At 59.1% G+C, this 22,465-nt stretch carries 16 protein-coding genes and 5 pseudogenes; 14 read left to right on the plus strand and 7 right to left on the minus strand.

Going from position 1 to position 22,465, the window contains the following annotated elements; all coding sequences use genetic code 11:
- Positions 1-512: 512 nt before the first annotated feature.
- Positions 513-1,058: a M23 family metallopeptidase gene (locus OKW35_RS25470; RefSeq protein WP_429553476.1), complete on the minus strand. Its 546-nt coding sequence runs from the start codon at positions 1,056-1,058 to the stop codon at positions 513-515.
- 123 nt (positions 1,059-1,181) lie between these two features.
- Positions 1,182-1,991 carry a CHAT domain-containing protein gene (locus OKW35_RS25475; protein WP_429553477.1) on the minus strand — a complete coding sequence of 270 codons (810 nt, stop codon included), beginning with the start codon at positions 1,989-1,991 and terminating at the stop codon, positions 1,182-1,184.
- An 810-nt stretch (positions 1,992-2,801) separates the two neighbouring features.
- Between OKW35_RS25475 and istA the strand changes: the two genes are divergently transcribed.
- Genes istA through OKW35_RS25490 form a run of 3 tightly spaced genes read left to right on the plus strand, consistent with a single transcriptional unit; the run spans position 2,802 to position 5,273 of the window.
- Positions 2,802-4,304, plus strand: coding sequence for an IS21 family transposase (gene istA, locus OKW35_RS25480; protein ID WP_184066102.1), 1,503 nt, complete (start codon positions 2,802-2,804; stop codon positions 4,302-4,304).
- The gene (gene istB, locus OKW35_RS25485; protein WP_184066100.1) at positions 4,291-5,058 is read left to right on the plus strand and encodes an IS21-like element helper ATPase IstB; all 768 of its coding nucleotides are present in this window, start codon (positions 4,291-4,293) and stop codon (positions 5,056-5,058) included. Before istA ends, istB begins: the two co-directional genes overlap by 14 nt.
- On the plus strand, positions 5,055-5,273 hold the full coding sequence (locus OKW35_RS25490; RefSeq protein ID WP_429553478.1) for a hypothetical protein: 219 nt from the start codon (positions 5,055-5,057) through the stop codon (positions 5,271-5,273). The genes istB and OKW35_RS25490 overlap by 4 nt, the downstream gene beginning before the upstream one ends.
- An 85-nt stretch (positions 5,274-5,358) precedes the next feature.
- Here OKW35_RS25490 and OKW35_RS25495 read toward each other — a convergent pair whose 3' ends face one another.
- Positions 5,359-7,632 carry a hypothetical protein gene (locus OKW35_RS25495; protein WP_429553479.1) on the minus strand — a complete coding sequence of 758 codons (2,274 nt, stop codon included), beginning with the start codon at positions 7,630-7,632 and terminating at the stop codon, positions 5,359-5,361.
- Positions 7,633-8,439: 807 nt separating this feature from the next.
- On the opposite strand from OKW35_RS25495, the gene OKW35_RS25500 reads away from it, so the two are divergent.
- On the plus strand, positions 8,440-8,886 hold the full coding sequence (locus OKW35_RS25500; RefSeq protein WP_429553480.1) for a hypothetical protein: 447 nt from the start codon (positions 8,440-8,442) through the stop codon (positions 8,884-8,886).
- A 467-nt stretch (positions 8,887-9,353) separates the two neighbouring features.
- On the opposite strand, the gene OKW35_RS25505 is transcribed toward OKW35_RS25500, so the two are convergent.
- Positions 9,354-9,950 (minus strand): hypothetical protein, encoded by a 597-nt coding sequence (locus OKW35_RS25505; RefSeq protein WP_429553481.1) that lies wholly within the window; start codon positions 9,948-9,950, stop codon positions 9,354-9,356.
- Between the two features lie 320 nt (positions 9,951-10,270).
- Between OKW35_RS25505 and OKW35_RS25510 the strand changes: the two genes are divergently transcribed.
- Complete coding sequence (locus OKW35_RS25510; RefSeq protein WP_429553482.1) at positions 10,271-10,699, plus strand: hypothetical protein; 429 nt, start codon at positions 10,271-10,273, stop codon at positions 10,697-10,699.
- Between the two features lie 182 nt (positions 10,700-10,881).
- Positions 10,882-11,484 (plus strand): hypothetical protein, encoded by a 603-nt coding sequence (locus OKW35_RS25515; protein ID WP_429553483.1) that lies wholly within the window; start codon positions 10,882-10,884, stop codon positions 11,482-11,484.
- Positions 11,485-11,975: 491 nt separating this feature from the next.
- Here the strand turns inward: OKW35_RS25515 and OKW35_RS25520 are convergent.
- A pseudogene (locus OKW35_RS25520) lies at positions 11,976-12,053 on the minus strand (integrase); the annotation flags it as partial.
- Positions 12,054-12,179: 126 nt separating this feature from the next.
- Between OKW35_RS25520 and OKW35_RS25525 the strand changes: the two are divergent.
- The 6 genes and pseudogenes from OKW35_RS25525 to OKW35_RS25550 all read left to right on the plus strand — a co-directional run.
- Positions 12,180-12,359, plus strand: a pseudogene (locus tag OKW35_RS25525) (transposase zinc-binding domain-containing protein); the annotation flags it as partial.
- Positions 12,360-12,528: 169 nt separating this feature from the next.
- On the plus strand, positions 12,529-13,776 hold the full coding sequence (locus OKW35_RS25530; RefSeq protein ID WP_429553484.1) for a site-specific integrase: 1,248 nt from the start codon (positions 12,529-12,531) through the stop codon (positions 13,774-13,776).
- On the plus strand, positions 13,773-14,681 hold the full coding sequence (locus tag OKW35_RS25535) for a tyrosine-type recombinase/integrase (RefSeq protein WP_429355210.1): 909 nt from the start codon (positions 13,773-13,775) through the stop codon (positions 14,679-14,681). Before OKW35_RS25530 ends, OKW35_RS25535 begins: the two co-directional genes overlap by 4 nt.
- Before the next feature lie 135 nt (positions 14,682-14,816).
- Entirely contained in the window at positions 14,817-15,668 is an 852-nt protein-coding gene (locus OKW35_RS25540; protein WP_429553485.1) for a tyrosine-type recombinase/integrase, read from the plus strand.
- A 105-nt stretch (positions 15,669-15,773) separates the two neighbouring features.
- Positions 15,774-16,766: pseudogene (locus tag OKW35_RS25545) on the plus strand (IS91 family transposase); the annotation flags it as partial.
- A 537-nt stretch (positions 16,767-17,303) separates the two neighbouring features.
- Positions 17,304-17,657: pseudogene (locus tag OKW35_RS25550) on the plus strand (transposase); the annotation flags it as partial.
- A gap of 248 nt (positions 17,658-17,905) precedes the next feature.
- Here OKW35_RS25550 and OKW35_RS25555 read toward each other — a convergent pair.
- A complete protein-coding gene (locus OKW35_RS25555; RefSeq protein WP_429553486.1) occupies positions 17,906-19,036 on the minus strand; it encodes an IS110 family transposase in 1,131 nt (376 codons plus the stop codon).
- Positions 19,037-19,164: 128 nt separating this feature from the next.
- Here OKW35_RS25555 and OKW35_RS25560 point away from each other — a divergent pair.
- Positions 19,165-19,626 (plus strand): annotated as a pseudogene (locus tag OKW35_RS25560) (IS5 family transposase); the annotation flags it as partial.
- A gap of 202 nt (positions 19,627-19,828) precedes the next feature.
- Here the strand turns inward: OKW35_RS25560 and OKW35_RS25565 are convergent.
- The gene (locus tag OKW35_RS25565) at positions 19,829-20,443 is read right to left on the minus strand and encodes a tyrosine-type recombinase/integrase (protein WP_429553487.1); all 615 of its coding nucleotides are present in this window, start codon (positions 20,441-20,443) and stop codon (positions 19,829-19,831) included.
- Positions 20,444-21,350: 907 nt separating this feature from the next.
- Here OKW35_RS25565 and OKW35_RS25570 point away from each other — a divergent pair.
- Entirely contained in the window at positions 21,351-22,409 is a 1,059-nt protein-coding gene (locus tag OKW35_RS25570) for a LacI family DNA-binding transcriptional regulator (RefSeq protein ID WP_429553488.1), read from the plus strand.
- Positions 22,410-22,465: the final 56 nt, after the last annotated feature.

Raw genomic sequence — 22,465 nt, forward strand, 5'->3', positions numbered from 1 at the left:
GCGGCACGGTCGATGCCGGCCGGGCTTTCCCAGTGATGCGCGCGCTGCATTGTCGAGCATAGGACAGCTTTTTCGTTCGCGCTACGTCGAAAGATCAGCGTCGAGAGAAAAGACACCAACACAAAAAGCTCTTCGCGGAATAGCGAGGAACGCAGAGAGAACTGTCGGCCGGAAGGCGACCTTCGCCCGACGCGTCGCGAGAACATTCAGACGGCAGCTCCACCGTACGAGCGGTCATTCGATCGCCGGATGCCGGCGTCGTGTCATCGGCCATTGCCGACAGTCGGGGGGCCGCGGCTGTGGGGCCGCTGCACAGTCCTTTGCAGACGTTCGCAAACCGGCACCGGCGAATGGTGCTCGCACCGATGTTGAATGAGTCTTCCAAAGCCATTGCCGTCGATCAGGTGGTTGACAGGGGATTTACTGTTATCGAATGCTCAACCGTCATTCGTTTGAGCGCAGTGCTGATTGCTTGTCGAGCAGTTGAGATGGGCCCATCGTCGGACTCCCGGCTAATTAGCCTTATGTGAGCCGAACACTTCCTGGTTAACCAAGCCTTTGTTACCGCACGTATACAACTCGTATCCCAGTAACTCACCCGGATCGATGCGCCGCGCGCTCTTAGCAAGGCTATTCTCAAGCAATAACTCAAAATGCAGATGGGCGGGCTCCCCGCCCGCATTACCCGATGTACCCGTTTTCCCGATCTGCTCACCGTCTCTTACAGAGTCGCCTTTGCTAACTTCAAAATGACTCAGGTGTGCGTATAGCGCGTACAGCTTTTCATAGTTTTCGATTCCAACCGAAGCGATTAATCCAGGCTTGTACTTCGGATTGTGAAATTCGAGCAAGATGCAGCGGCCAAAGCCTGACACGTTTGTGTGAATCTGGACAACAGATCCGTCCGCTACGGCGAACACTGGAGAATTGGATTCGGCGGAGAGGTCCCAGCCTTTGTGCCATCTCGTCCCAGTATTCCTAACCTTTCCGAAAGAGTTGCCCAGAGCCTCGTGCGGCCCGTCTGAGCGAATCTTGTTCACTACAAGAGGCAGTGTCATGTCGCCACTCCTTTGGTGATGTTTGGTCAGGGTTTATCTCGCGAAACGCGAAGGTAAGCGCAGTCCAATAAGGCACGTCCTCGGAGCCACGGCAGTCAATTGCCGCGCTGATCCCGCAAACGTTCAGTTCGCACCTCCGTCGCCAAAAAGCGCAAACGGCGCCCAGAAAAACGGATGTGCATATGACGCGATCATCTTGCCGTCTTTGAATCGTCCGGATTTGTCAATGATTGCAACCATTGTTTGCCGCAACGCTTCAGCACGCCCCAGCGTTGGCTCTGCTTGTTGAAGAGAAAACAGCTGGGTCGTCAGTTCCTGGGCCGATTCTGTTTCGACAGCCCAATGCGTGGCAAGCAGAGCGCGCGTGCCTGCATAGAAAAAAGCCCGTCCCAGACCTGATACCGCCTCTGAACCAGCGCCATCGGCCGCAGCAGTGTTGCAGGCGGACAGCACCACCCAGTCGGCGTTCAGTTTGAGCGTTAGCACATCATCCATCTTAAGCAGTCCATCGCCGATTCCACCCACGACTTTGGGGTTTGACAAGGCCAGAGCAGGTTGCTGCAGTCCGTCAAGGTCGCCAGGCACGAGTCCGTGTGTGGCAAACATGACGACACGGCGATTGGCGAGGAGCCCGCTCTTTGCGGCCGATACCGTCGCTGCGGTACCGAGTAAAACGTCCGAGTTCTCATCCGCACCGAGCGCACGGGCTATCGCGCGTACTTCGTCGGCCGTTTCGGGAAGGGGCATGAGATCGTCCAGATGTGCCGAGGCAAGTGCTTGACTATCCAGTGCGCCACGGCCGGTGATACGTGTATCCAAAGCATGGATGGCGCTCGCACCTCGTTGGCTGAACTGAGGCGTCGTGGCCGACCGAGCGGCGCTAAAAAGAGGGGCGCCGAAGCCGATGAAATTCTTGCGAAAACCGGTCGCCATCGATACTTGTGAACGGGTGTGAGAAACCGACGCTAAACGGCGGCGTCATCAGAGATACGGAATGATCCTCCTCTGTTGAGCGGTTTGGAAATGGTTTGCGCGAAGAGCGGAGGCGGCGCCGGCTGCGTCGGAAGGAGCCCGTAGGGCGAGTGCAGACGCACCCGGCACAGCTCGTTTCAGGAGGAGGTGACGCCGAAGTCTGGATGCGGTAGAAAGGCTTACCGCCGAAGAAACAGGCCCGACACCGGCTCAAACCGCCAAGTTCACTCCGATGTCGAGCCCCACACGCGCATGGGGCACGGGTGCCGGGCCAGTATGGCACGACCCACCGGTCCCGTCGATAGCGTTTCGGCATTGACGGGGATTGCCGATGCCGGCCGCCGGCCGCCTGTTTGTGTGCGCCCGCTGCCGGGCGCAGGTCGTCGTTTGCCGCCGTTGCGACCGCGGCCAGATCTACTGCGACGGTGACTGTTCTGAGGTCGCACGCCAGGCCAGCATGCGCGTGGCCGGCCAGCGCTATCAGCGCAGTCGTCACGGCCGCTTCGCGCATGCCGAACGGATGCGCCGCTACCGCAGTCGCCAGAATAAAGTGACGCATCAGGGTTCCGCTGTACCTGCCGCCGATGCTCTACTGGCACCGACTTCGACGACGTCGGCGGCAACAGCAGCGGTGTCCGCCACCGCCCCAGCTGTGCCTGAGCGTTGCCATTTCTGCCACTGCGTCTGTCTGGACTTCGTGCGCCTCGGGCCACTACGCCGTCGGGTCTTCCGTGATGTTCGTACTACTACCTACTACACAGGAATTGACCCATGACCATTGGAGTTGAACTGGAGGCGCAGATCCTGCGCTACTACCACGTCGAGAAGTGGCGCTGCGGCACCATCGCACGGCAGTTGCACGTGCACCGTGGCACGGTCCAGCGCGTGCTGGCGCAGGCCGGTCTGCCCCGCGTCGGCGGGATGCTCAGACCTTCGCAGATCGATGCCTACCTGCCGTTTATCCATGACACGCTCAAGAGATTTCCGTCGCTCACGGCCAGCCGGCTGTATGCGATGGTCACCGAGCGCGGCTACCGTGGCAACCCTCATCATTTCCGGCACCTGATCGCGGTACACCGTCCGCGTCCTACACCAGAGGCTTATCTGCGGCTGCGCACCTTGCCTGGAGAGCAGGGCCAGGTTGACTGGGCCCATTTCGATCACCTGCAGATCGGGCGCGCGCGCCGGCCGCTCATGGCCTTCGTCATGGTGCTGTCGTGGTCTCGGCAGATCTATCTGCGCTTCTTCCTCGATGCCCGCATGGACAGCTTCCTGGCGGGCCACGCCGGCGCGTTCGCGGCGTGGTCCGGATTGCCACGGATCCTCCTCTACGACAATCTCAGGAGCGCTGTGCTCGAGCGTCAGGGTGATGCGATCCGCTTCAACCCGACGTTGCTCGCGTTCGCCGCTCATCATCGCTTCGAGCCCCGGCCCGTGGCAGTGGCCAGAGGAAACGAGAAGGGACGCGTCGAAAGAGCTATCAGGTATGTACGTGAGAATTTCTTTGCCGCGCGCAAGTTCGCCGATCTCGACGATCTGAACATCCAGGCCGCGCAATGGTGCGCGGGCATCGCGGCGGATCGTCCCTGCCGGGAAGAGCCCACGATCACGGTGCGTGAAGCCTTCGCCCGCGAGCAGCCAAGCCTGCTTACCTTGCCGGAGAACCCGTATCCCTGCGAACTGCAACTGGCCGTGAAGGTCGGCAAGCAGCCGTATGTGCGCTTCGATCTGAACGACTACACGATCCCGCATACCCACGTGCGGCGCGTGCTCACGGTCCGGGCCGATCCCCGGCAGGTACGCATTCTCGACGGCGCCGATCTGCTTGCAACCCATGTGCGCAGTTACGATCGCGGCGCGCAGATCGAGATTGCCGCGCACATCGACGACCTCGTTGCACGCAAACGCGAAGCCCGTCACCATCGCGGCCTCGACCATCTCGCCCGCGCAGCGCCGGCCAGTCACACACTCATGCTGCGCGCGGCTGAACGCGGCGCCAATCTGGGCAATATCACCGCCCACCTGCTGCGGCTGCTCGACCGTTATGGTGCAGCCGAACTGCAGGCAGCGATCGAGGAAACGCTCGCCAGCGATGCCGCGCCTCACCAGAATCCGGTGCGTCTGGCGCTGGAGCGTCGGCGCGAATCGCGCCAGGTACCGCCGCCAGTAACGGTGAACCTGCCCGAGCACGTGCGTAGCAAGGACACGCTGGTGACCCCTCACCGGCTCGACATCTACGACCAGATAACGGGAGGTACTGATGAGCTCGCCTGAGAACCTGCAGGAGCGCGCGAACGCCCTGCGCCTGTACGGGCTGCTGGCGCATTGGCCGGATCTCACCGACGCCGGCTGGGTTGCGCCGCTGCTGCAGTGGGAAGAAGACGAGCGTGCCCGCCGTTCGCTCGAGCGACGCATCCGGGACGCCCATCTGGGCAGCTTCAAACCGATGTGCGACTTTGACTGGGCCTGGCCCACGCGCTGCGACCGGGCCGCCGTCGAAGAACTGATGTCGCTCGAGTTCGTCAGGGACACCGCCAACGTCGTACTGATCGGCCCGAACGGCGTGGGCAAGTCGACCCTGGCGCTGAACCTCGCCTACCAGGCGCTCGTCAACGGGCACACGGCGCTGTTCACAACTGCTGGCCAGATGCTCGGTGAGCTCGCCGCGCTTGACAGTGACTCGGCGTTACGCCGGCGGCTGCACCGGTACGCCACGCCGGACGTGCTTGTAATTGACGAGGTCGGATACCTGTCCTACTCGAACCGCCACGCCGACCTGCTGTTCGAACTGATCAGCCGCCGGTATGGCGCAGCGAGCACCGTGGTCACGACAAACCGGCCGTTCGCAGAATGGTCGGAGGTGTTTCCGAACGCCGCCTGCGTCGTCTCGCTGGTTGACCGGCTGGTGCATCGTGCTGAAGTCGTCGCAATCGAAGGCGAGTCCTACCGGGTGAAGGAGGCACGTGAACGGGCCGAGCAGCGCGCAAAGAAACGCAGCGCGGCACGCATGGAGAAGAAGAAATCATGAAGCGACTCCACCTGCCTTCGGGCATCACTCACGGGCTGGACTTCCTGATTCCGGACAACTGGTCCGCCGATCAGGCGCTCGCCGTCGTGGAACTCATCGACGATCTACGCGAGCGTATCGCCGCGCACTATCAGATTCCGTTAAATGGCCTGCTGTACGAACAGCGTACGCCTCCCGACAATCCTCACCCTCGCGACATCGATGATCCATTCTGATGACCATCACCCAACAACGGCGGGACGTAACCGCCCCTGTTGTTGACGCTTTTACTCAACCTTGCGCCGCCATCTGGTGGCGCTTTCACACCGCCGTCAACAATACTTGCCGCAGACTAACGAACGCCGCGGCTGACGGCACGCTCGAAGTGGCGTGCGAGCGAACCAACCATGCTACCTGCCGGTAACCGTCGAATATCGCGTGAGCATCAGTCACGTGCTCAGGCCGTTCTACAGGGAGCAACCCGAACGGCACAAAGCCAAGCGCTTCATCGGGGACAATGACGAGCGAATGCGCGCGATCCCATCCTGGCTGTACAGGCAAGAGTGCCTGTTCGTAGATGGCGTAGGCAGCGGCGAGATCGAACGACTTGATGCTTGAAAAGGTATCTCCGTGTATTTCGGTTGAGGCACGGACCAACGCTACCAGACGGTTAATTTGCCCGCGTCCGCCGCTGGACGCACGAAACAAAATCGAGCCGGACGGATCGATACTCCAGACAAATGTGCGATCGCTGGTCACAAAGGTCGCGACCATCACCTCGTCGGGACGCAGCGCCTTCGCGACGGCGCTTGCTCCCACGCTAGGTGACTCAAGTGCGTTACCGCGCTCGCTCAGATGCATGACGAGATCCTTGTGCGCCGCCTCCTGCTCCTGTTGAGTCAGTTTCAGCTCCTCGACAAGGTTTGCCGTGATCTGCCGTATCTGCGGGCTGGGCCGGGTGGCCGACAGCCTCGCGAGATGAACGCGCAATGCACTCGCGCGCAAAGCAAGGTCCTGCTCCTGACGAACGACGTCAGCTGTTTGCGACGACCTTGCTGCAGCTCGCGCGGACGAAGCTTGAATTGCTCGTCGCACCTCAGCTTCGCGCGCCGAATCTGCGAGAACAAAGGCCTTCTCGGCCATCTGCCGCCTCACGTTGGGATCGCTCGCGTGCTGCGAGGCTCCGAACATGACTCCAACGTAGCATTCCGTCAGCAGGCGGTAACGCACATGATCAAATACATTGCTACCCCCGCCGATCGTAGCGTATTGAGCAAATACGTCAAACTCTGCGATCGCGTCGGCGCTCTGCCCGGCATGAGCAAGCGTGAACGCATGAATGCCGATTGCCTCGGCCCATTCTCGAGTGCCTTCCCCATACGTGCTCCGCCGTAGTTCCACCAAGCTATCCGCGAGCTGGACGGCCCGCGCGATTTGCCCATTTGCGGCCAAAGACAGAATTGCGTCAGGCGACTGATGAAATAGGGATCTCGCGAAGAAGTCGTCGTCGGGCAAGCCCGCTTTTGCCTGTTCAAACGATGTAAGACTCTTGGTCAGTTCGCCTTCGGCAAGATAGATGCGGCCCTTAAAGTGATCGATCTGGCGGCGTTGACGAACATTCGGAGGCACCTTCATTTCGTCAAGGATCGCGAGAGCTTCGTCGCAGAGGCGAAGCGCATCAGCGATGTGATTTCGCGCATAGACCGCTTCGCCCAGCGCCAAGACGCCATCGACGGTATCGAGGTTGGTTCGCCCGACGCGATGAAGCAGCGTGCGAATCACCTGCCGATCTATTGCTTCTGCCTCGTCATACCGACCCTGCATGACCAGATTTGCGGAAAGATGCAGCAGGCGCTTCTCAATCCAGTTGGGCGTCCGATCTTTACGAGCGCTGCTTTCGTAGGCGGCAATTGAGTCGCGTATATAGGGCTCGGCCTGTCGCCACTGCCCGTCCGACTCGAGGATGAGATATTCGACGGTCGGGGCACGCCACTCCTGCGGCGGATCGGACTTGCTGATGTGGTTCATTAGCTGTTGCGCCTGTCGCCCGGCACTGCGAGAGTTGTTGGTATCGCCAATCGATGCATAGATGGCACTCAGCGTTTCATAGTTGCCGATTGACTTGGGTACCTCGCGTAAGGCATGTTGCATGAGTTCGATGGCCGTTTGGAAGTTGCCGGCTTCTAACTCCGCATTGGCGAGTTCCCGTACGACGTCGCGTCGTGCTCCCGTGGCGCGGGTGTGCTCTGTCAGTTCGTAAGCAGTACGCAGATCTGTGAGCGCCTGTTCGGGACGACCGACCTGTGCGGCCGCCCCCGCACGTTTCCAATAGAACGTCATCGGGCTTTGACTCTCCTGCGGAGATGTTGCATCGGCAACCGCCGTCAACCGCTGCAAGGTCTCCTCATTGCCCTTTACGGTGCGGATTTCTGCAAGAATGTCATTCGCATTTCGCGGCGGCTGCAGGATCGGCTGAGTGGACGCCGAGAGCGGTTGGCGCGCCGCTTCATCACGTGTAGTTAGTGTGCCTGACGAGCAACCAGCAAGCAGCAATGTGAAAAACCACCACGCAAGGCGCATGTGCGTCGTTTTCACTTGCTCCTCCTCGCCACATTTAGTCATCGGGAACTGCATTGGATCGGGCTGAGAGCCCGTACCGATTCTGAGCCCGCCGGATTTGATGCACCGGCGACGTCGGCAGGGCGGTCACCCTCATGGACCGAGTAGTCTTGGCGCAGTTGACATTCCTATCGGTCCGCAAGACACCGCTGCCGCGCTTGCCAACGGGAATGAACAAAATGAGCCTGCGTCTGGAGAATAGCCGCTGACGTCGTGGATATATGCCGATACCTCGGCGATTTGCGCCTTGATATACAGTTTTTTCAATTGTTTTGGCCGGACTATTAATGTGCTTACCGAAGTCCGCCTTCGAAATGCGCACCGACGCCACATGATCTTCCCGGTGTCCGTTGGGACGAAAAGTGTGAGGAAGCACATGACGGAGGGGGATAGCGGCGTCCAAGTCTCGACGACAAATGACCGTTTACAGCGCCGGACGTGTCTGAATATGGTCCAGCAGTAGTCGCGAAGGACGCTTTGTGGCGGACTCCTCAGGACCCGGCCAACAGTGCGACTCTGCGCGACCGCACGGCCAAAGGCAGCGGCAACGACAAGATCCCGCTGGACTTCGACAATGGCTCCCAAGATGCTTCGCCAAATGCAACTCAAGCCTGAATTATTTGATCTATCCAACTATCCTAGCAATATCCACACGTCGACTTCCTGAGCCCACAGGAATACATTGACGTCTCGTCAATCGGCGATCGGCTGTCGTCGTACCAGCTGTAACCGTTGCATTGAACGACGCGAACCGATCGTGTGAATACGATCAGGAGGCGCACCGTGTCGACAATCATGGAGGCAGAACTGCAACGAAAAGGCGCACACGCGCTGACCCTCGTTGCGAATCGGATCAAGGCGCTCGGTAACAGACTGAGCGGTTCGACGGTCCAAATAGCCCACATCCAAATTGGCGAAGCTAGGCTCTTCATCGCCGGCATCAACTCGTCCGCTGGGTTCAACGAGGAGCAACGTATCGAACTAAAGCGATTGGGCATTGTGGAAGTTCCTACCCACCTGAGAGATATGAGTCTTAAAGAGGGCGGCGCTCCTCATGCAGAAGAAAACATGGCCGCTTACATTCATGAGCACGGCGGCAGAGGACTAAGATGGAGCTACGCTGTGGTCGGAGCCTCCTATGATACGAAGCGAGGGTCTCGATCGTATATTTGCGCGACGTGTCGGGCAATGGTCGGGCGGGTCGGGGGAGCCATAGAGCCTCCGTTCTGACTTGAAGGCTTGATGGGGTGCAATTCTTGTCCAGCCCAGACGTCTTTCGGTCTCAGCGGCGGTTTCTGCCCGACCAGCTTGCCCTTGTTCCATGCCTCACGGGATTGTTCGGTTCTCATCTCAGTCTCCCACAGGGATGATGGGAGTTCGATTGTGGTATCCGACGTCGACGCTCGCTCTGGTCGGATTTGCCCCGGGGTTCATACCGGGCCCGGCCAAATATTGCCTCTCACGGATCTTACGAAGCCTTCACCCCGGCGACTGGTCCGCAACTGAATGTTGCCCGATGACCTACAGGTAAATTTCGGCCATTGCCGACGCTCAGCTACCGACCCTCATCGGGCGGCTGCACGCTGCTAACCGGCCGTTCGCCGGAACCGGATCCGGAGCGGCGACTCTCACATCCGCGAACGCGTGCTGTCGACCCAGGATGTGTGGAAACCCGATGGCATTGCAATACCGGCCGCTCAAAGCTGAGCATAGTAATTACTGAGAGTGTCTTCGAATACCTCGCGTTTTTGGCGAAACTCTCTACGAGACTGTTTCGCCTGATCCACTGTCGGGATAAAATTAGCACCATTCGAAGTCAGCAGATCACGATAATTAACCGCCGTACGACATGCTACGGTAAGCGCATCCGCAGCTTCTGTTGCGGATGCCAACTTAAGCATCGCAATTTGCGTGCGTGCTGAATGGTACCCGTCAAAATAATCGTCCCCGCAAAGAGTTATAAATCTTTGGCGCAACTCTTTGACTTTCTCTGGCGACAATTCGTTATTTTCGGATTTAAACTTTTGGACAGTTGCGGCTGAACCACCAGCCTGCATTGCTAACCGCTCGTGTAAGCGGAAGAAGCTGTCGATGGACGTAGCTGCAGCCTCAACGAGGCGCCGCCGATTTGCGCGTAGTTCCTTTTGTTTCTCTCGCTCGGCCGAGCGATGGCCGAGCGAAACTTCGTGCTTGTTTTTTTGATGCCCGACGAGAACAGTCGCGATGCCGCCAATAATCCCGCCTAACCCGATTTTGACTGCGGAGTCAGCTATGTCGATCCAAGTAACTGGCATGTTTTATACTAAGAGAAATACCCCGAAGAGGCATGATCGTATCGCATTTACGCGTCCGTATGTGTCTCGCGTGTGACGGCGACCAAATGGTCTACGATTCTGCGTGGTCCGTCGACCGTCCACTTATGGCCGACGACTGCCTGCCGTCGAACGTCTCCACAGCCATTCCCGGAGGTATCGGAACTCAAGAATCAGTGTGAGCTGCCGATAACCAGACAAAGTGAATTCGGTCCGTCGCGACCGCGCACTCTGTCGCGATAAAGCGCATTGCAATGCTGGTCGCTGGCGAAAAAACAAGAACCTTCTATCGAGGAGTATTCATGCTGGTCATCAAGATCCTTATCGGCGTCGCTATCATTTTCGCGCTATACATGGGCGCAACTAAGTTCAATCAGCACTGCAACGCCAAGTTCGGCCATGCGTTTTTCACCAAAAGTGCTTTTATTGCCACTCTCGCGGCGCTGGCGCTCATCATAGCCGGCAACATGTGGCGTCACTCAGCGCTGGAAAGCCACGGGGACGCGCTGAACGGTATAGTAATAATCGTCGTCGGCGTGGCGATAGCCTGCTTTATGGTTGTTGCGAATATCCGTCGAACAAACATGCAGTACGGACTTGGCGGTTCCGTGGTGCAGCTAGGGCTTTTCTTCGTTCTTGCCTGGATAGCCCTGCCTCTCCTTATTTTTGGCGTCATCTGCCAATTCCTGGCTCTCATGACAGCAAAACCGGTCTACGTAGTAAATCGCTAGAAAAGCTGAACGAGAAGAAGCGGTAAGACGAGTGTGTTTCGTGCCTTCGTCGGATCCCACTTCTGGACAATCGACAGGGATCTAGAGATCGTTGGCAATCAGCGCGCGCGGCTTGATGCCCAAAGCATCGAGATACTTGGCGCGATCCTTATCCGCGCAACTTGAACCCGGAAAGAGTTGAAGTGACCGTCAAAGTAAGAGAAGCACAGTACGGAATCGGCCTGCGGGACGAACCGAATGCTAAGCTGCAGACGAAGAATATTCAAACCTGCATTGGATTTGCCGGAATTAACGCTGCGAAAGGCGTGGCGTTTCTCTGCCACCTAAACTCGCCACGCTGCGGTTGGGAGCTTTTGCCGATGATCGTCGCTGATTTGAACAACCGCGGGCTACAACTTAATGAATTTAAGCTATACACGTCGATCGGGGTCAGCCCTTGGTTCGCGATATCGTGCACCGTCCCTGTCGTTGCGGGTATCGGACTGTCCGTATTACCAATCGCTCCGTGGGTTGTGATCACAGGCGCAGTGGTCACCTCAACTTTGTATTGGAATCTGAAGGTTCTCGGACTCTGGGCGGGGCTCTGGCGTGTCAAGGCGTTCAAGGTTAAGCGCAAGTTTCTCGGCTTCAAATTCCACATACCCGGTAGCCGCCGTGTATTCGTCCGCGTTGACGCCGAGCCTGAAGTTGAGCAGCAACCGGAGGCCGACTGGTATGTCCACAATGCGGAGGACGACGAATATACCCCGCCATCTGGCTCTAGAAAGGCTAACGGCTCAGCCTAAGCCAGGCTGGTCGCTCATGTTGAGGATGCGGCTGCGTGCTGTAAATGCCGAACCCGGCGTTTCCGCTACGTCGAGCCAATACTCGCGGATTTTAGCGCCGGTACGATGAACGCAGCACGGGACCGTTGCAGATAATTTGACGGTGAATCAAGTCAACTTCGATCACGACGATCCGCATTACAGCACTATGAAGGGCCGCACCGAGTCGAGATTGTGAGTTTGCTGATGCAGGAATCTGCCGTACCTCCGATCAATGCCGACGCCGTCCGCAACCTACTATATTGCTGACGCACTACCGAGCCGACCTTAAGGTCAGCTACGGCCGAATCGAACGCCTAGGCTGTCCGGCAGCGTTCCAGGCCGAACCGGTCTCGAGGATGGTTGTCCTGCATCAGCGACGGGCACAGGTCCGCCGGTTTGTGGAGAGCCGCGCTGGACGCGGCCGCACGAATTTCGATGTAGATCGATTCGCGCGGCCGGCACCAGCTGCGCTAGATCTCAGTCTGCTCCGAAATCTCAAGCGCGTCGTCGACTTCGATGCCCAGATAGCGGATCGTGCTTTCAAGCCTATTGACTGCAGTCAATAGGCTCGAAACTACAGCGCTTTACGCCCAGGTCGCCACCGACTTGCTGCATGAAGTCGTTAGTCCGCTGGAGCGCCTGCGCCTCGAATAACGGACGCGCGGTCGGATCCAATGCTGGAGGTCGCGGACATCTTCCGCGCCTGCGGGCCCAGGTGGCGAGGCACGGTAGCGCTGAGCCTCGGGCAGCTGAAGGTGATGTCGGCCATCGAACAGTGCCGCAGCGCGGCGCTGGGCGGGCATGTGCTGCGCTGTTCAGGCTGCTCGCGAACCGAGATCGCGTATAACTCATGTCTTATGGGAAGTTCTGTCTAACGGGGAGTTGCAGATCAGATTCGACACGAATGCGGCTGGCCGCGTCGGTTTGGTGTCTGGTTGGTCGCCGGTCAACTCCCCATAAAATCTCGGTTCTCCTTTGCTATGGTCGTCTGGCCTTCCCCGGCAACCCTCATAGGAGGACGTGATGCTAGACACCTACCTGGTAGCACCCAAAACCCTGAAACGCCTGCGCTCGGGGCCCAGCGGAGCCTTCATTGATGACTTTGCTGATGCGCTCGAACGGGACGGATACTCCGCGGCCAGCGCCGTACGTTATCTGCGAGCCGCCGACCATCTGGGCCGCTTCATGCTGGCGCACGGCGGCACCCTGGCCGATGCGGATCCACAGACTCCAGAAATCTTCTATCGTCATCTGCCTACCTGCACCTGTCCGGAAGCAAAAGGAGGTAAAGCCAACCACCATCTGTATTTCGGTGCCAAGCGCTTTCGCGAATACCTGATTGAGATCGGCGTCTGCCAGGACAACAAGCCCTCGATTGCCGAGATTCGAGAGCCGGCAATCGTGAGCGGTTTCCGGCGATGGTTGCACACGCACCGAGGCGCGAAAGCGTCGACCATTCGGCTCTACTGTCGCGATGCCGCAGTGATGGTGGAGGTGCTTGGTAGCGACGCGACCCAGTGGGACGCAAAGCACATGCGCACGTTCCTGTTGAACAGTGCCTGCAACTGTGGCATCGGTACCGCAGAAAAGCTGGTCACCAGCGCGCGGGCCTTCCTGCGTTATCTCGGTGTTGAGGGTTTATGTCGCGCCGGACTCGATCAAGCGGTTCCGGCGTTGGCGCACTGGCGCCTGGCGACACTGCCACGGTGTCTGAGCGCTGACGAAGTTGACCGTCTGATTGCCGCATGCGATGTCAATTTACACGGGCGCCTTCGCGATCGCGCGATTGTCCTGTTGCTGGTGCGACTCGGGGTTCGCGCTGGTGACCTGGCGAACCTTCGCATGAGCGATATCGAGTGGGAAACCGGGACACTGCGCGTCTCGGGAAAGGGGCGCTATGAAGTTCGTCTGCCGCTGCCGCAGGATGCCGGTGAGGCACTTCTGCGGTACATCGAGTCGCGACCTCGAGTTGCCTGCAGCGACCACGTCTTTGTTCGAAACATCGCCCCTTTCAAGCCGTTTATCTCAGGCGATTGCATATCGTCGGTAGTGAAGCGCGCACTAAAACGTGCCGGGGTGAGTTCGCCCGCCAAAGGCGCCCATCTGCTGCGCCACACAGCGGCGACCGAGATGTTACGTCATGGGCTTCCCCTCGACCAGATTGGCCAGGTCCTGAGGCATCGCGGCATCGACACCACGGCCTATTACGCCAAGGTCGACGTCGCGCTGCTCAGGCAAGTCGCGCAGCCATGGCCGGAGGTGACGAAATGATGCCGGCCGTGGAGTCCTATCTTGCCGCGCGGCGTGCGGCCGGCTTCAAACTACTGAACGCAGACTATCTGTTGCACAGCTTCGCGTGCTTTGCCGTCAAGCGCGGTGAAACGCACGTTCGCGCGCAAACCGCAATCAACTGGGCCGCTGAGGCTGCGTCGGTGGCCCAGCGTGACGCGAGGCTAAAGACCGTGTGTCGGTTCGCCCGGTATCTGCGTACCGAAGATCAAAGCCATGAGCTGCCGCCCGCCCGGTACTTTGGCTACCGAAAGACACGCCGCGTCCCGTTCATCTACTCGCGCGCCGACATCAAGCGCCTGGTCAACGCAGCCTTGCAATCGGGTCCTCGCGATATGTTGCAACCACAAACGTATGCGACATTAATCGCCCTGCTGTCAGTCACGGGCATGCGGATCTCTGAGGCCCTGAACCTGCGGCGTGCCGACATTACACCCGAAGGATTACTCATTCGAAAGAGCAAATTCCAGAAGACCCGTCTGGTTCCACTTCACGAGACGGCGGCGGAGGGTTTGCAGGGGTACTTGACCCTGCGGCTGCAGGCCCGTCCGGGTGACGACCATGTGTTCGTTGATGACGATGGTCGACCACTCAGATATACGGTCGCTTACTGGACGTTCCAGAAGCTGTTGAAGATTGCCGGCATCGGCACCACCCACAACGGCCACCGTCCCCGCCTGCATGAGCTCAGGCACACGTTCGCCGTCAGGGCACTGGAGGTGAGCCCGGAAGGCCGGGACCGCGTTGGGCGGCACATGTTGGCCCTTGCGACCTACATGGGTCACGTCAACATCAACGCCACCTATTGGTATCTGGAGGCCACTCCCGAGCTTCTGCATGACATTGCTGTCGCCGCAGAGGGGTTTCTCACTGGAGAACAGAAATGATCCCGATCGCACCGCACATTGTGGCATTTCTTCGTCAAAACCTTGCTCATGAGAGAGGCGCCAGCCAACACACCTGCGACTCCTATGCTTGCACCTTTCAGCTCCTGTTCGAGTTCGCCGCCGGGCGACTCAAGGATGACGCCGTCGTCGCTAGCGCTGGAGCAGCTCGATGCGAGACTGATCAGCGACTTCCTGGAATATCTGGAAGATACGCGCCAGAACTCGCCTGGGACTCGCAATGTCCGGCTGGCTGCAATCAGGTCATTCTTCCACTTCCTTGAGTATCGCGAGCCCGCGATACTCGAGCAGGCGCGACGAATCCTGGGCATTCCCTACAAGAAAACTGATTCCCGGTTAGTGCCTTATCTGGTCGAGGAAGAGGTTCAGGCCCTGCTCGATGCGCCCGATCCATCAACGCGCGAGGGGATCCGGGACCGGGCGATGCTGCATCTGGCCATCTGCGCCGGACTGCGTGTATCGGAACTGACGGGTTTGCAAGTCGCCGATGTTGTGTTCCCGTCGATGAGCATTCGTGTTCACGGCAAGGGTCGGCGGGAGCGCGCGTTGCCCCTGTGGAAAACGACCACTAACGCGTTGCGTGCCTGGATGGCGGTACGGGGAACTGCTGCAGTACCGGAATTGTTCGTCAATGCTCGCGGTGAAGCAATGAGTCGCTGGGGTTTCGCGTATATCCTTAGATACCACGCTGAGACAGCTCGTCATACGTGTCCCTCGCTATCGAAGAAGCAGGTATCACCACACGTGTTGAGGCACACCTGCGCAATGATAGTACTACGAAGCACTCAGGATATTCGGAAAGTGTCCTTATGGCTCGGGCATAGCGATCTGGCGACCACTGAAATCTACACTCGCGCTGATCCAACTGAGAAGCTCGAAGCCCTCAACGCGATCGTCCCACCGCATCTGCGCAGGGGTTCGTTTCGGCCATCCGATAAGGTAATCGCGATGCTCAGGGCCAAGCTTTAATGGAGAGTCAATGGGGGTGGTGAGTCCGCTTCGCGCTAGCTCCGGGCCATCCTCTCCCCGTTAGACAGAACTTCCCATAACGCAGGTAACGGAGTGCACTCCGTTACCTGCCGGAATCGCCATTGCCCGAAGTGTCAGGCAAGTGCCGCGCGTCGCTGGCTCGAAGCGCGCGAGGCTGACCTGCTGCCCATCGGGTACTACCACGTCGTCTTCACGCTTCCCGCACCGATCAGTGCGATCGCCTGGTATAACAAGCGCGTCATCTACGGGCTGCTGTTCGACATCGCGGCCGAGACGCTGCGCACCATCGCCGCGGATCCTAAGCACCTGGGCGCCGACATTGGCGCCACGCTCGTGCTGCACACCTGGGGCTCAGCGCTCACGCACCATCCGCATGTGCACGGCATTGTCCCTGGCGGTGGCCTGTCAGCCAATGGCGAACGCTGGATCGCCTGTCGGCCCGGCTTCTTCCTGCCGGTGCGCGTGCTCTCGCGTCTGTTTCGCAGGCGCTTTCTCGAAGCGCTCGCTGACGCTCATCGGCGCGGACGGCTTCAGTTCTTCGGCGAGTACGCGCAGCTCGCTGACCGAGCGGTCTTCGCACAGTGGCTCGCGCCGCTGCGCGCCTCCGAATGGTTCGTGTATGCCAAGCGTCCGTTCGCGGGCCCTGAAGCGGTACTCGCCTACCTCTCACGCTATACACATCGCGTCGCGATCTCCAACCAGCGCCTGCTCGCCTTCGATGGACGGTGCGTGAGCTTCCGCTGGAAAGACTACCGGGAGAAGGGGCGTACTCGCTATAAAGCCATGACGCTCGAATCCAGCGAGTTCATGCGCCGGTTCCTGCTCCATGTGTTGCCCGCCGGCTTCCATCGAATCCGCCATTACGGGTTGCTCGCTAACCCGGTGCGCCGCGCAAACCTGACGAAGATTCGTACGTTGCTCGGCGTTGCCCCCAAGCTCTGTCCATCACCGTACGATGCGATCGCCACCGATCGACCGACCTTCATCTGTCGCCATTGCGGCGCGCCTATGCTCGTCATCGATATTCTGACGCGCACCGTACCGATTCGCGCACCACCAAATGCAGCCCAGCGATGAGCGGCTCGCTTCGATCTGCGTTTCAACCGTCGGCTTTGCGTCAGCGCGACCGACGAGCGGACGGTTGTGCCCTCGGTGTCGTACACGGTCCCACGGCCGTATTCCGAACTCAAAATCGCACGTGGGATCGTCTCCATTGCCGCATTCAGCCCGCCCTGGGCGCTTGCATCGCCCGCCGTCGACTTGCAACACGGACCGGCCAGATTGATCAATCGCCATAGCGAAGACCCTGGCCGCCTCGGACCACTCCGCGGTTTCCTTCCTCGAGGTTTATTCAACGCCTGCCCGTACGCGTTGTCGTTCGCTCATGAGCCCGTGCTCGAGGGCAGGCATCGAATAAACCTAAACGGAAGTGTGAGCTCGCGATGCCGGAAGCTGTCGCCCGGCTGCTCGACGCCGCTACCGTCGGCAATCCATCACATTGCCGACGTAGAATCCAGCCCGCCCTAAGAAACGGTTTCAAAAAGGCTTCGTAGGGGCTGTTAACCCGGAACACAACCTGTTAACCTCGATCGTCGTGACAACAGGATCGAGGAGATGGGCAAACCAATCATCGACGACGAACTGTGGACACTGATCGAGCCACTGCTACCAGCAGCGAAGCCACGGCGCTTCAAGTATCCGGGCCGCAAGCCGGTTCCGGATCGGGCTGCGTTGACCGGCATCCTGTTCGTGCTAAAGACCGGTATCCGGTAGCGAGATTTGCCAGCCGAGATGGGATGCGGCTCCGGCGTCAGTTGCTGGCGAAGGCTGCGCGATTGGCAACAAGCCGGCGTATGGGATCGATTGCACGCAGTGCTTCTGGCGAGGCTGCGAGCAGTGGACAACATCGACTTTTCTCGCGTGGTCGTGGATTCGTCCTCGTTTCGCGCGGTTGGGGCGGGCAAAAAACTGATATGACTTTCCATGTCAATCTGGATCGGTTTTCGGTTTTGCATTGGACATTTGAATTCCCTGAGGGCGGCGTAGCAGCACACTGATATCCGCGGGTTGGTTACCGCATTACAGAGGTCCGTCTCAAGAGCCTGCCGCTTCCTAGGCACGCAAATCGGGCGATGCCCGTTGCGATGTTTTTGCGCGGGTTGCTCGAGTACCGGGCTACGCCGCCTTCAGGAAACTCTTACAAATGATCGTCAAGTTCATGCAGTCAGTTCAATACGCGGGATGGCGAGCGACATCGACAGTCGTGTAATGTCCCAAATGAATCCGGCGAGTTCCCGAGCAACCGCCACGACCGCGGTATTGGCATTCTTCCCGCGTGCAGCTAACTTGCGATAACGCCGACAGAGTCGAACCTGTGCGTCCCAGGCGCGATCAATGATGCGCTTGGGGAGACCGGCGTGCCGACGTCCAATGTTCTCGCTCACGCGAGCCTGATGTCGGTAGCTCCAGGCTGCCTCGATCAACAACTTTCTGGCATAGCTGTTGCCGGTCTTGGTTATGCTGCCTTGCCGCCGCTTATCGCCCGAGGAGTGCTCCGATGGCGTCACACCAAGCCAAGCCATCAGTTGTCGCGGATGCTCGAAGCGGGAGAGGTCGCCCACTTCGGCGAGCATCCCAACAGCCGTGGTGAACTGGACACCACGCATTGCCTGCAATCCCAGGACGGCAGGATGGAACCGCCAGTTGACCACCGCGTCGCGCAAAGCCGCTTCAAGACGATCGCATTGCGCTATCCGGTCCCCAAGAGTACGGCGATGTTCTTCGAATGCCAGTTGTTGCCACTCGTTGCTGAAGGAATGTTGGCTTACCCAGCGTCGATATGAAGGTCCCCAGTCAGCCTTGCCTGGATATCGAACCCCGTGCGAGAAGAGAAACGACTTCAGTCGTTGCCGTGCCTGCTTCATATCATCCTTGGCGCTTACCCACGCGCGGGCCAGGTCCCGAAAAGCCTCGTCTTCAATCCCCGGGACATACACGGCCGACAAATCACCAGCATGCAGTGCACGCACCAGCTTGATCGAGTCACGTCGGTCCGTTTTCACGCGCTCACCAGGTTTCTTTGCGATCAGCGACGGCGCACACACCATACATTCGAATCCTTCCGCGACCAGCTGACGGTAGAGTCCATAACCGCACGGTCCTGCCTCGTAGACGACACGCACACATCGTCCCTTGGAACGCAGACGCTTACACAGACGATCGATATCGCCCTTGGTAGTGCCGATCCTGCCCAGCAGTTCCACATCGCCCATCCCGACCGCGTAGGCGACAGTGATCGACTCTTTGTGGACATCCAACCCAACGTATACCGTGCTATCGTGTTCCATGCTGGCCTCCGTGGTGGAAGTCGCCGGGTGTGGCTCAGTCCACACCGTGCGGCTCTGGCAGCAATGCTAACCCGCGTTTGACTCTTCACGTCAGGCCAGCCTGTACCTCACGGAAAGTCATACTGCCTGGTCCGAACCCCACCGATCGAGCGCGACCCGGATCCAAGCACCACCTCGCCACCGACGCCAACGGAACGCCCATCGCGGCAATCCTGACTGGCGCCAATCGGAACGACGTCACCCAACTCATTCCGCTGATTGAGGCCATCGTGCCGATCGGTGGCAGGCGCGGGCGGCCATTGAGCCGTCCTGGCCGCGTCTACGCCGACCGAGGTTACGACCACGACAAATACCGACGCGCTCTTCACGAGCGCAGTATTCCCACCAGCATCGCGCGGCGTGGCCACCCGCACGGCAGTGGCCTTGGGAAAGTCCGTTGGGTTGTCGAACGTACACATGCCTGGCTGCATCATTTCCGACGTCTACGTATTCGCTTCGAACGTCGCGCTGACATTCACGAAGCGTTCCTCAAACTCGGCTGTTGCTTGATCTGCTGGAACACGCTTCAGCGCGTTCAGCAGTCTTTATGAAACCGTCTCTAAGGTCGGCATCGGCCGAACTGTACTCGACGGTCCTCGGGCGGATCTCCAATGCACGCCATTCATTCTGGTGACGGTTTCGCAGGATGGGTGAGCGGCGACAACTTGCCCGCTTCGCCGGAAAGAGGCGCGACAGAAAGTGGCCGCACGAATGCGCGTGCAACATCACGTCGTGCGACCAGCGCTGACTGCACTAGAGTTCAGTTTGTTCGGAAATCTCCAGCGCGTCATCGACTTCAATGCCAAGATACCTGATTGTGCTTTCAATCTTGCTATGGCCGAGCAACAACTGGACGGCTCTGAGATTCTTGGTCCGTTTGTAAATCAAGGTCGCCTTCGTACGGCACATCGAATGGGTGCCGTAGACTGTCGGATCAAGTCCAGCTGCGCTCACCCATCGACTTATCATCCGGGCATACTGCCGGGTGGAAAGATGCGGGGACGCCGACAGTCGACTCGGGAAGAGGTACTGCTCCGATCGCAGGGCGGCCTTGTCAAGCCACGCGCGGACTGCCGACCGGGTCGGCTCACTCAGCTCAAATTGGACGGGACGCTGGGTCTTTCGCTGAACGACTTGCGCCCGCGGCAAGACCTGGTTGACGTGAGTGACATCGCGAACTCGCAGACTGACAAGATCGCAGCCACGCAGTTTACTGTCGATTGCGAGGTTGAACAAGGCAAGATCGCGGACAGCATGAGCGTTCTGAAGGTGGATCCGGATGGCCCAGACGTCTTTGGGTCTGAGCGATGGCTTCTGGCCGACCAGCTTGCCTTTATTCCACGCTTCACGGGATTGTTCGGTCTTCATGGCAGACTCCCACAGGGAACGATGGGAGTTCCATTGTGAAACTACGCTCTCGCCCCTGTTCACAATCGTGCCGATTGTTGCCGCCAGCGCATTCCCAACCATCGTGACTCAACGGCTGGTTCACATCGAAATTTGACCAAATGAGTGGCAGAGGCGTTTCGGCCGCAGCCGCCGACCGCGCATCGGAGCTAACGCGTCCGCTATCTGCCGCTGACTGGGCGTTCGCCACGTAACAGCCGCGAACGTCCGGTCGAATCTCAGCGGATGTGTCCGTCGACTCTGAACAGTAACTTGGTTAGAATGGGTTGGTAGCCCGTTCCGTTGCAGACTTCTGACGCTTTACTACAAGCGCGACGCGGTACCCTTGCAATACCCTGGTCATAAGTTCACGTTAGCGATCGAAGGCAAAATACACTAGCAGCGTGTGGGTACTCGAACTGATTGTCACCGGAAGGTACTCCGCCCACTGGTATTGCCAGGTTGCCGCAGCGTGCGCCAGCCACCGTCACCATTTCCTACCCCTGTTGCCGGTTTCCGCCCGATGTGATCGGCTACACGCGTCGAACCGGTATCTACCGCTCAACCTCTAGCATCGCCAGCACAAGGGGCTGAACAACACCGGGCGGAAAACCCGCTTCGACGGTGCACCGCTACGGCGCACCCGAGAGACCCGCCACGCTCTTCGCCAGCCACCGGTAGCGCCGCTCATAGACCGCCTCCAACGTCAATCCCCCGCCGCTTTGTGATTTCCTTCGCGGCGGTCGGTCCCGGGTCCACCCAATCGCGACGCCCCCCTCCAGGGCCTTTCGTGCATGCGTGTAATCGTTTTCCAAATTGTCGCTGCGTGATAGACTTGTTTGTAAAAATAGGAAGAAGGGAATCATCCCCGATTTCATCCTGCTAAGCCATGAACAGACAGAAAGCGAAATCGAACGTCTTCGACGTTGCAAAGGCGGCGGGTGTCTCGGTCGCGACCGTCTCACGTGTATTCAACGTCCCGGACCGGGTAGGCACGGCGGCCCGGGAAAAGGTCCACAACGCGGCAAGGCAACTGGGCTACAGCCCGAACCCAGCTGCGAAGGCGCTACGCCTGCAGAAGTCTTTTATCATCGGCGCAGTGATCCCATCGCTCGACTATTCAATGTTTGCGCGCTTGACGCACGCCTTCGAGGAGCAGCTGACGGCGGCTGGATACAGCGTGTTCGTCGTGACGACCGGATTCGACAACCGGAACATGCTCGACACTGTCAAAAGTATTGTTGAGCGCGGCGCTGAGGCGCTCTTGCTGGTCGGCAAGATGGAGGATCCACGGCTCAGAAGCTATCTCGAAGAGAAGCAGATTCCCTGCGTGACGACCTATTCATACAACGACGATGAGATCGTGCCGGCGATCGGTTTCGATAATTTCACGGCGACGAAGCAGGCAGTGGAGTTTCTGATTCGACTAGGTCACCGGCAGATGGCCATGGTCGCTGGTCCGCTCCTTGGGAACGATCGCCAACAGGCCCGCGTCAGCGGGTTCGAAGAAACCATGCGGGCGCACGGCCTGAATGACGGAATCCATATCGTTGAAAAGAGCTACGGCGCGGCCATGATGCAAGGCGCCGACGCAATGCGGCAGATCCATCATGAATTTCCCGAAGTGACCGCAGTGGTCTGCAATGCGGACGTTTTCGCATTAAGCGCGATCGCGGAATGTCGGCGTTTGGGTCTGCGCGTGCCGGAAGACATTTCGGTCGTCGGCTTCGACGATGACGATTACGCGACCATTTTTTCTCCGGCCCTGACGACTATCGCAGTCCCGGCAGCGGAAATGGGCCGTCACGCCGCGCGGTCCCTCATCGGCGCCCTGACGATGGGGAAAAAGATCATGCCGGCGCGGCTAGACACACAGTTGATTGTGAGGGAATCAACGAGCGTTCCCCGCATCATCGCCGCAAAAACGCCTTCCAGAGCTATCGCTTGATGGTGACTACCGTGCAACTACTGGTTGCGGGGTTTTGCCAGTGTTGAGGGCGCTGT

The organism is Paraburkholderia sp. MM5477-R1, from assembly GCF_050436385.1.
GTDB classification, from domain to species: domain Bacteria; phylum Pseudomonadota; class Gammaproteobacteria; order Burkholderiales; family Burkholderiaceae; genus Paraburkholderia; species Paraburkholderia tuberum.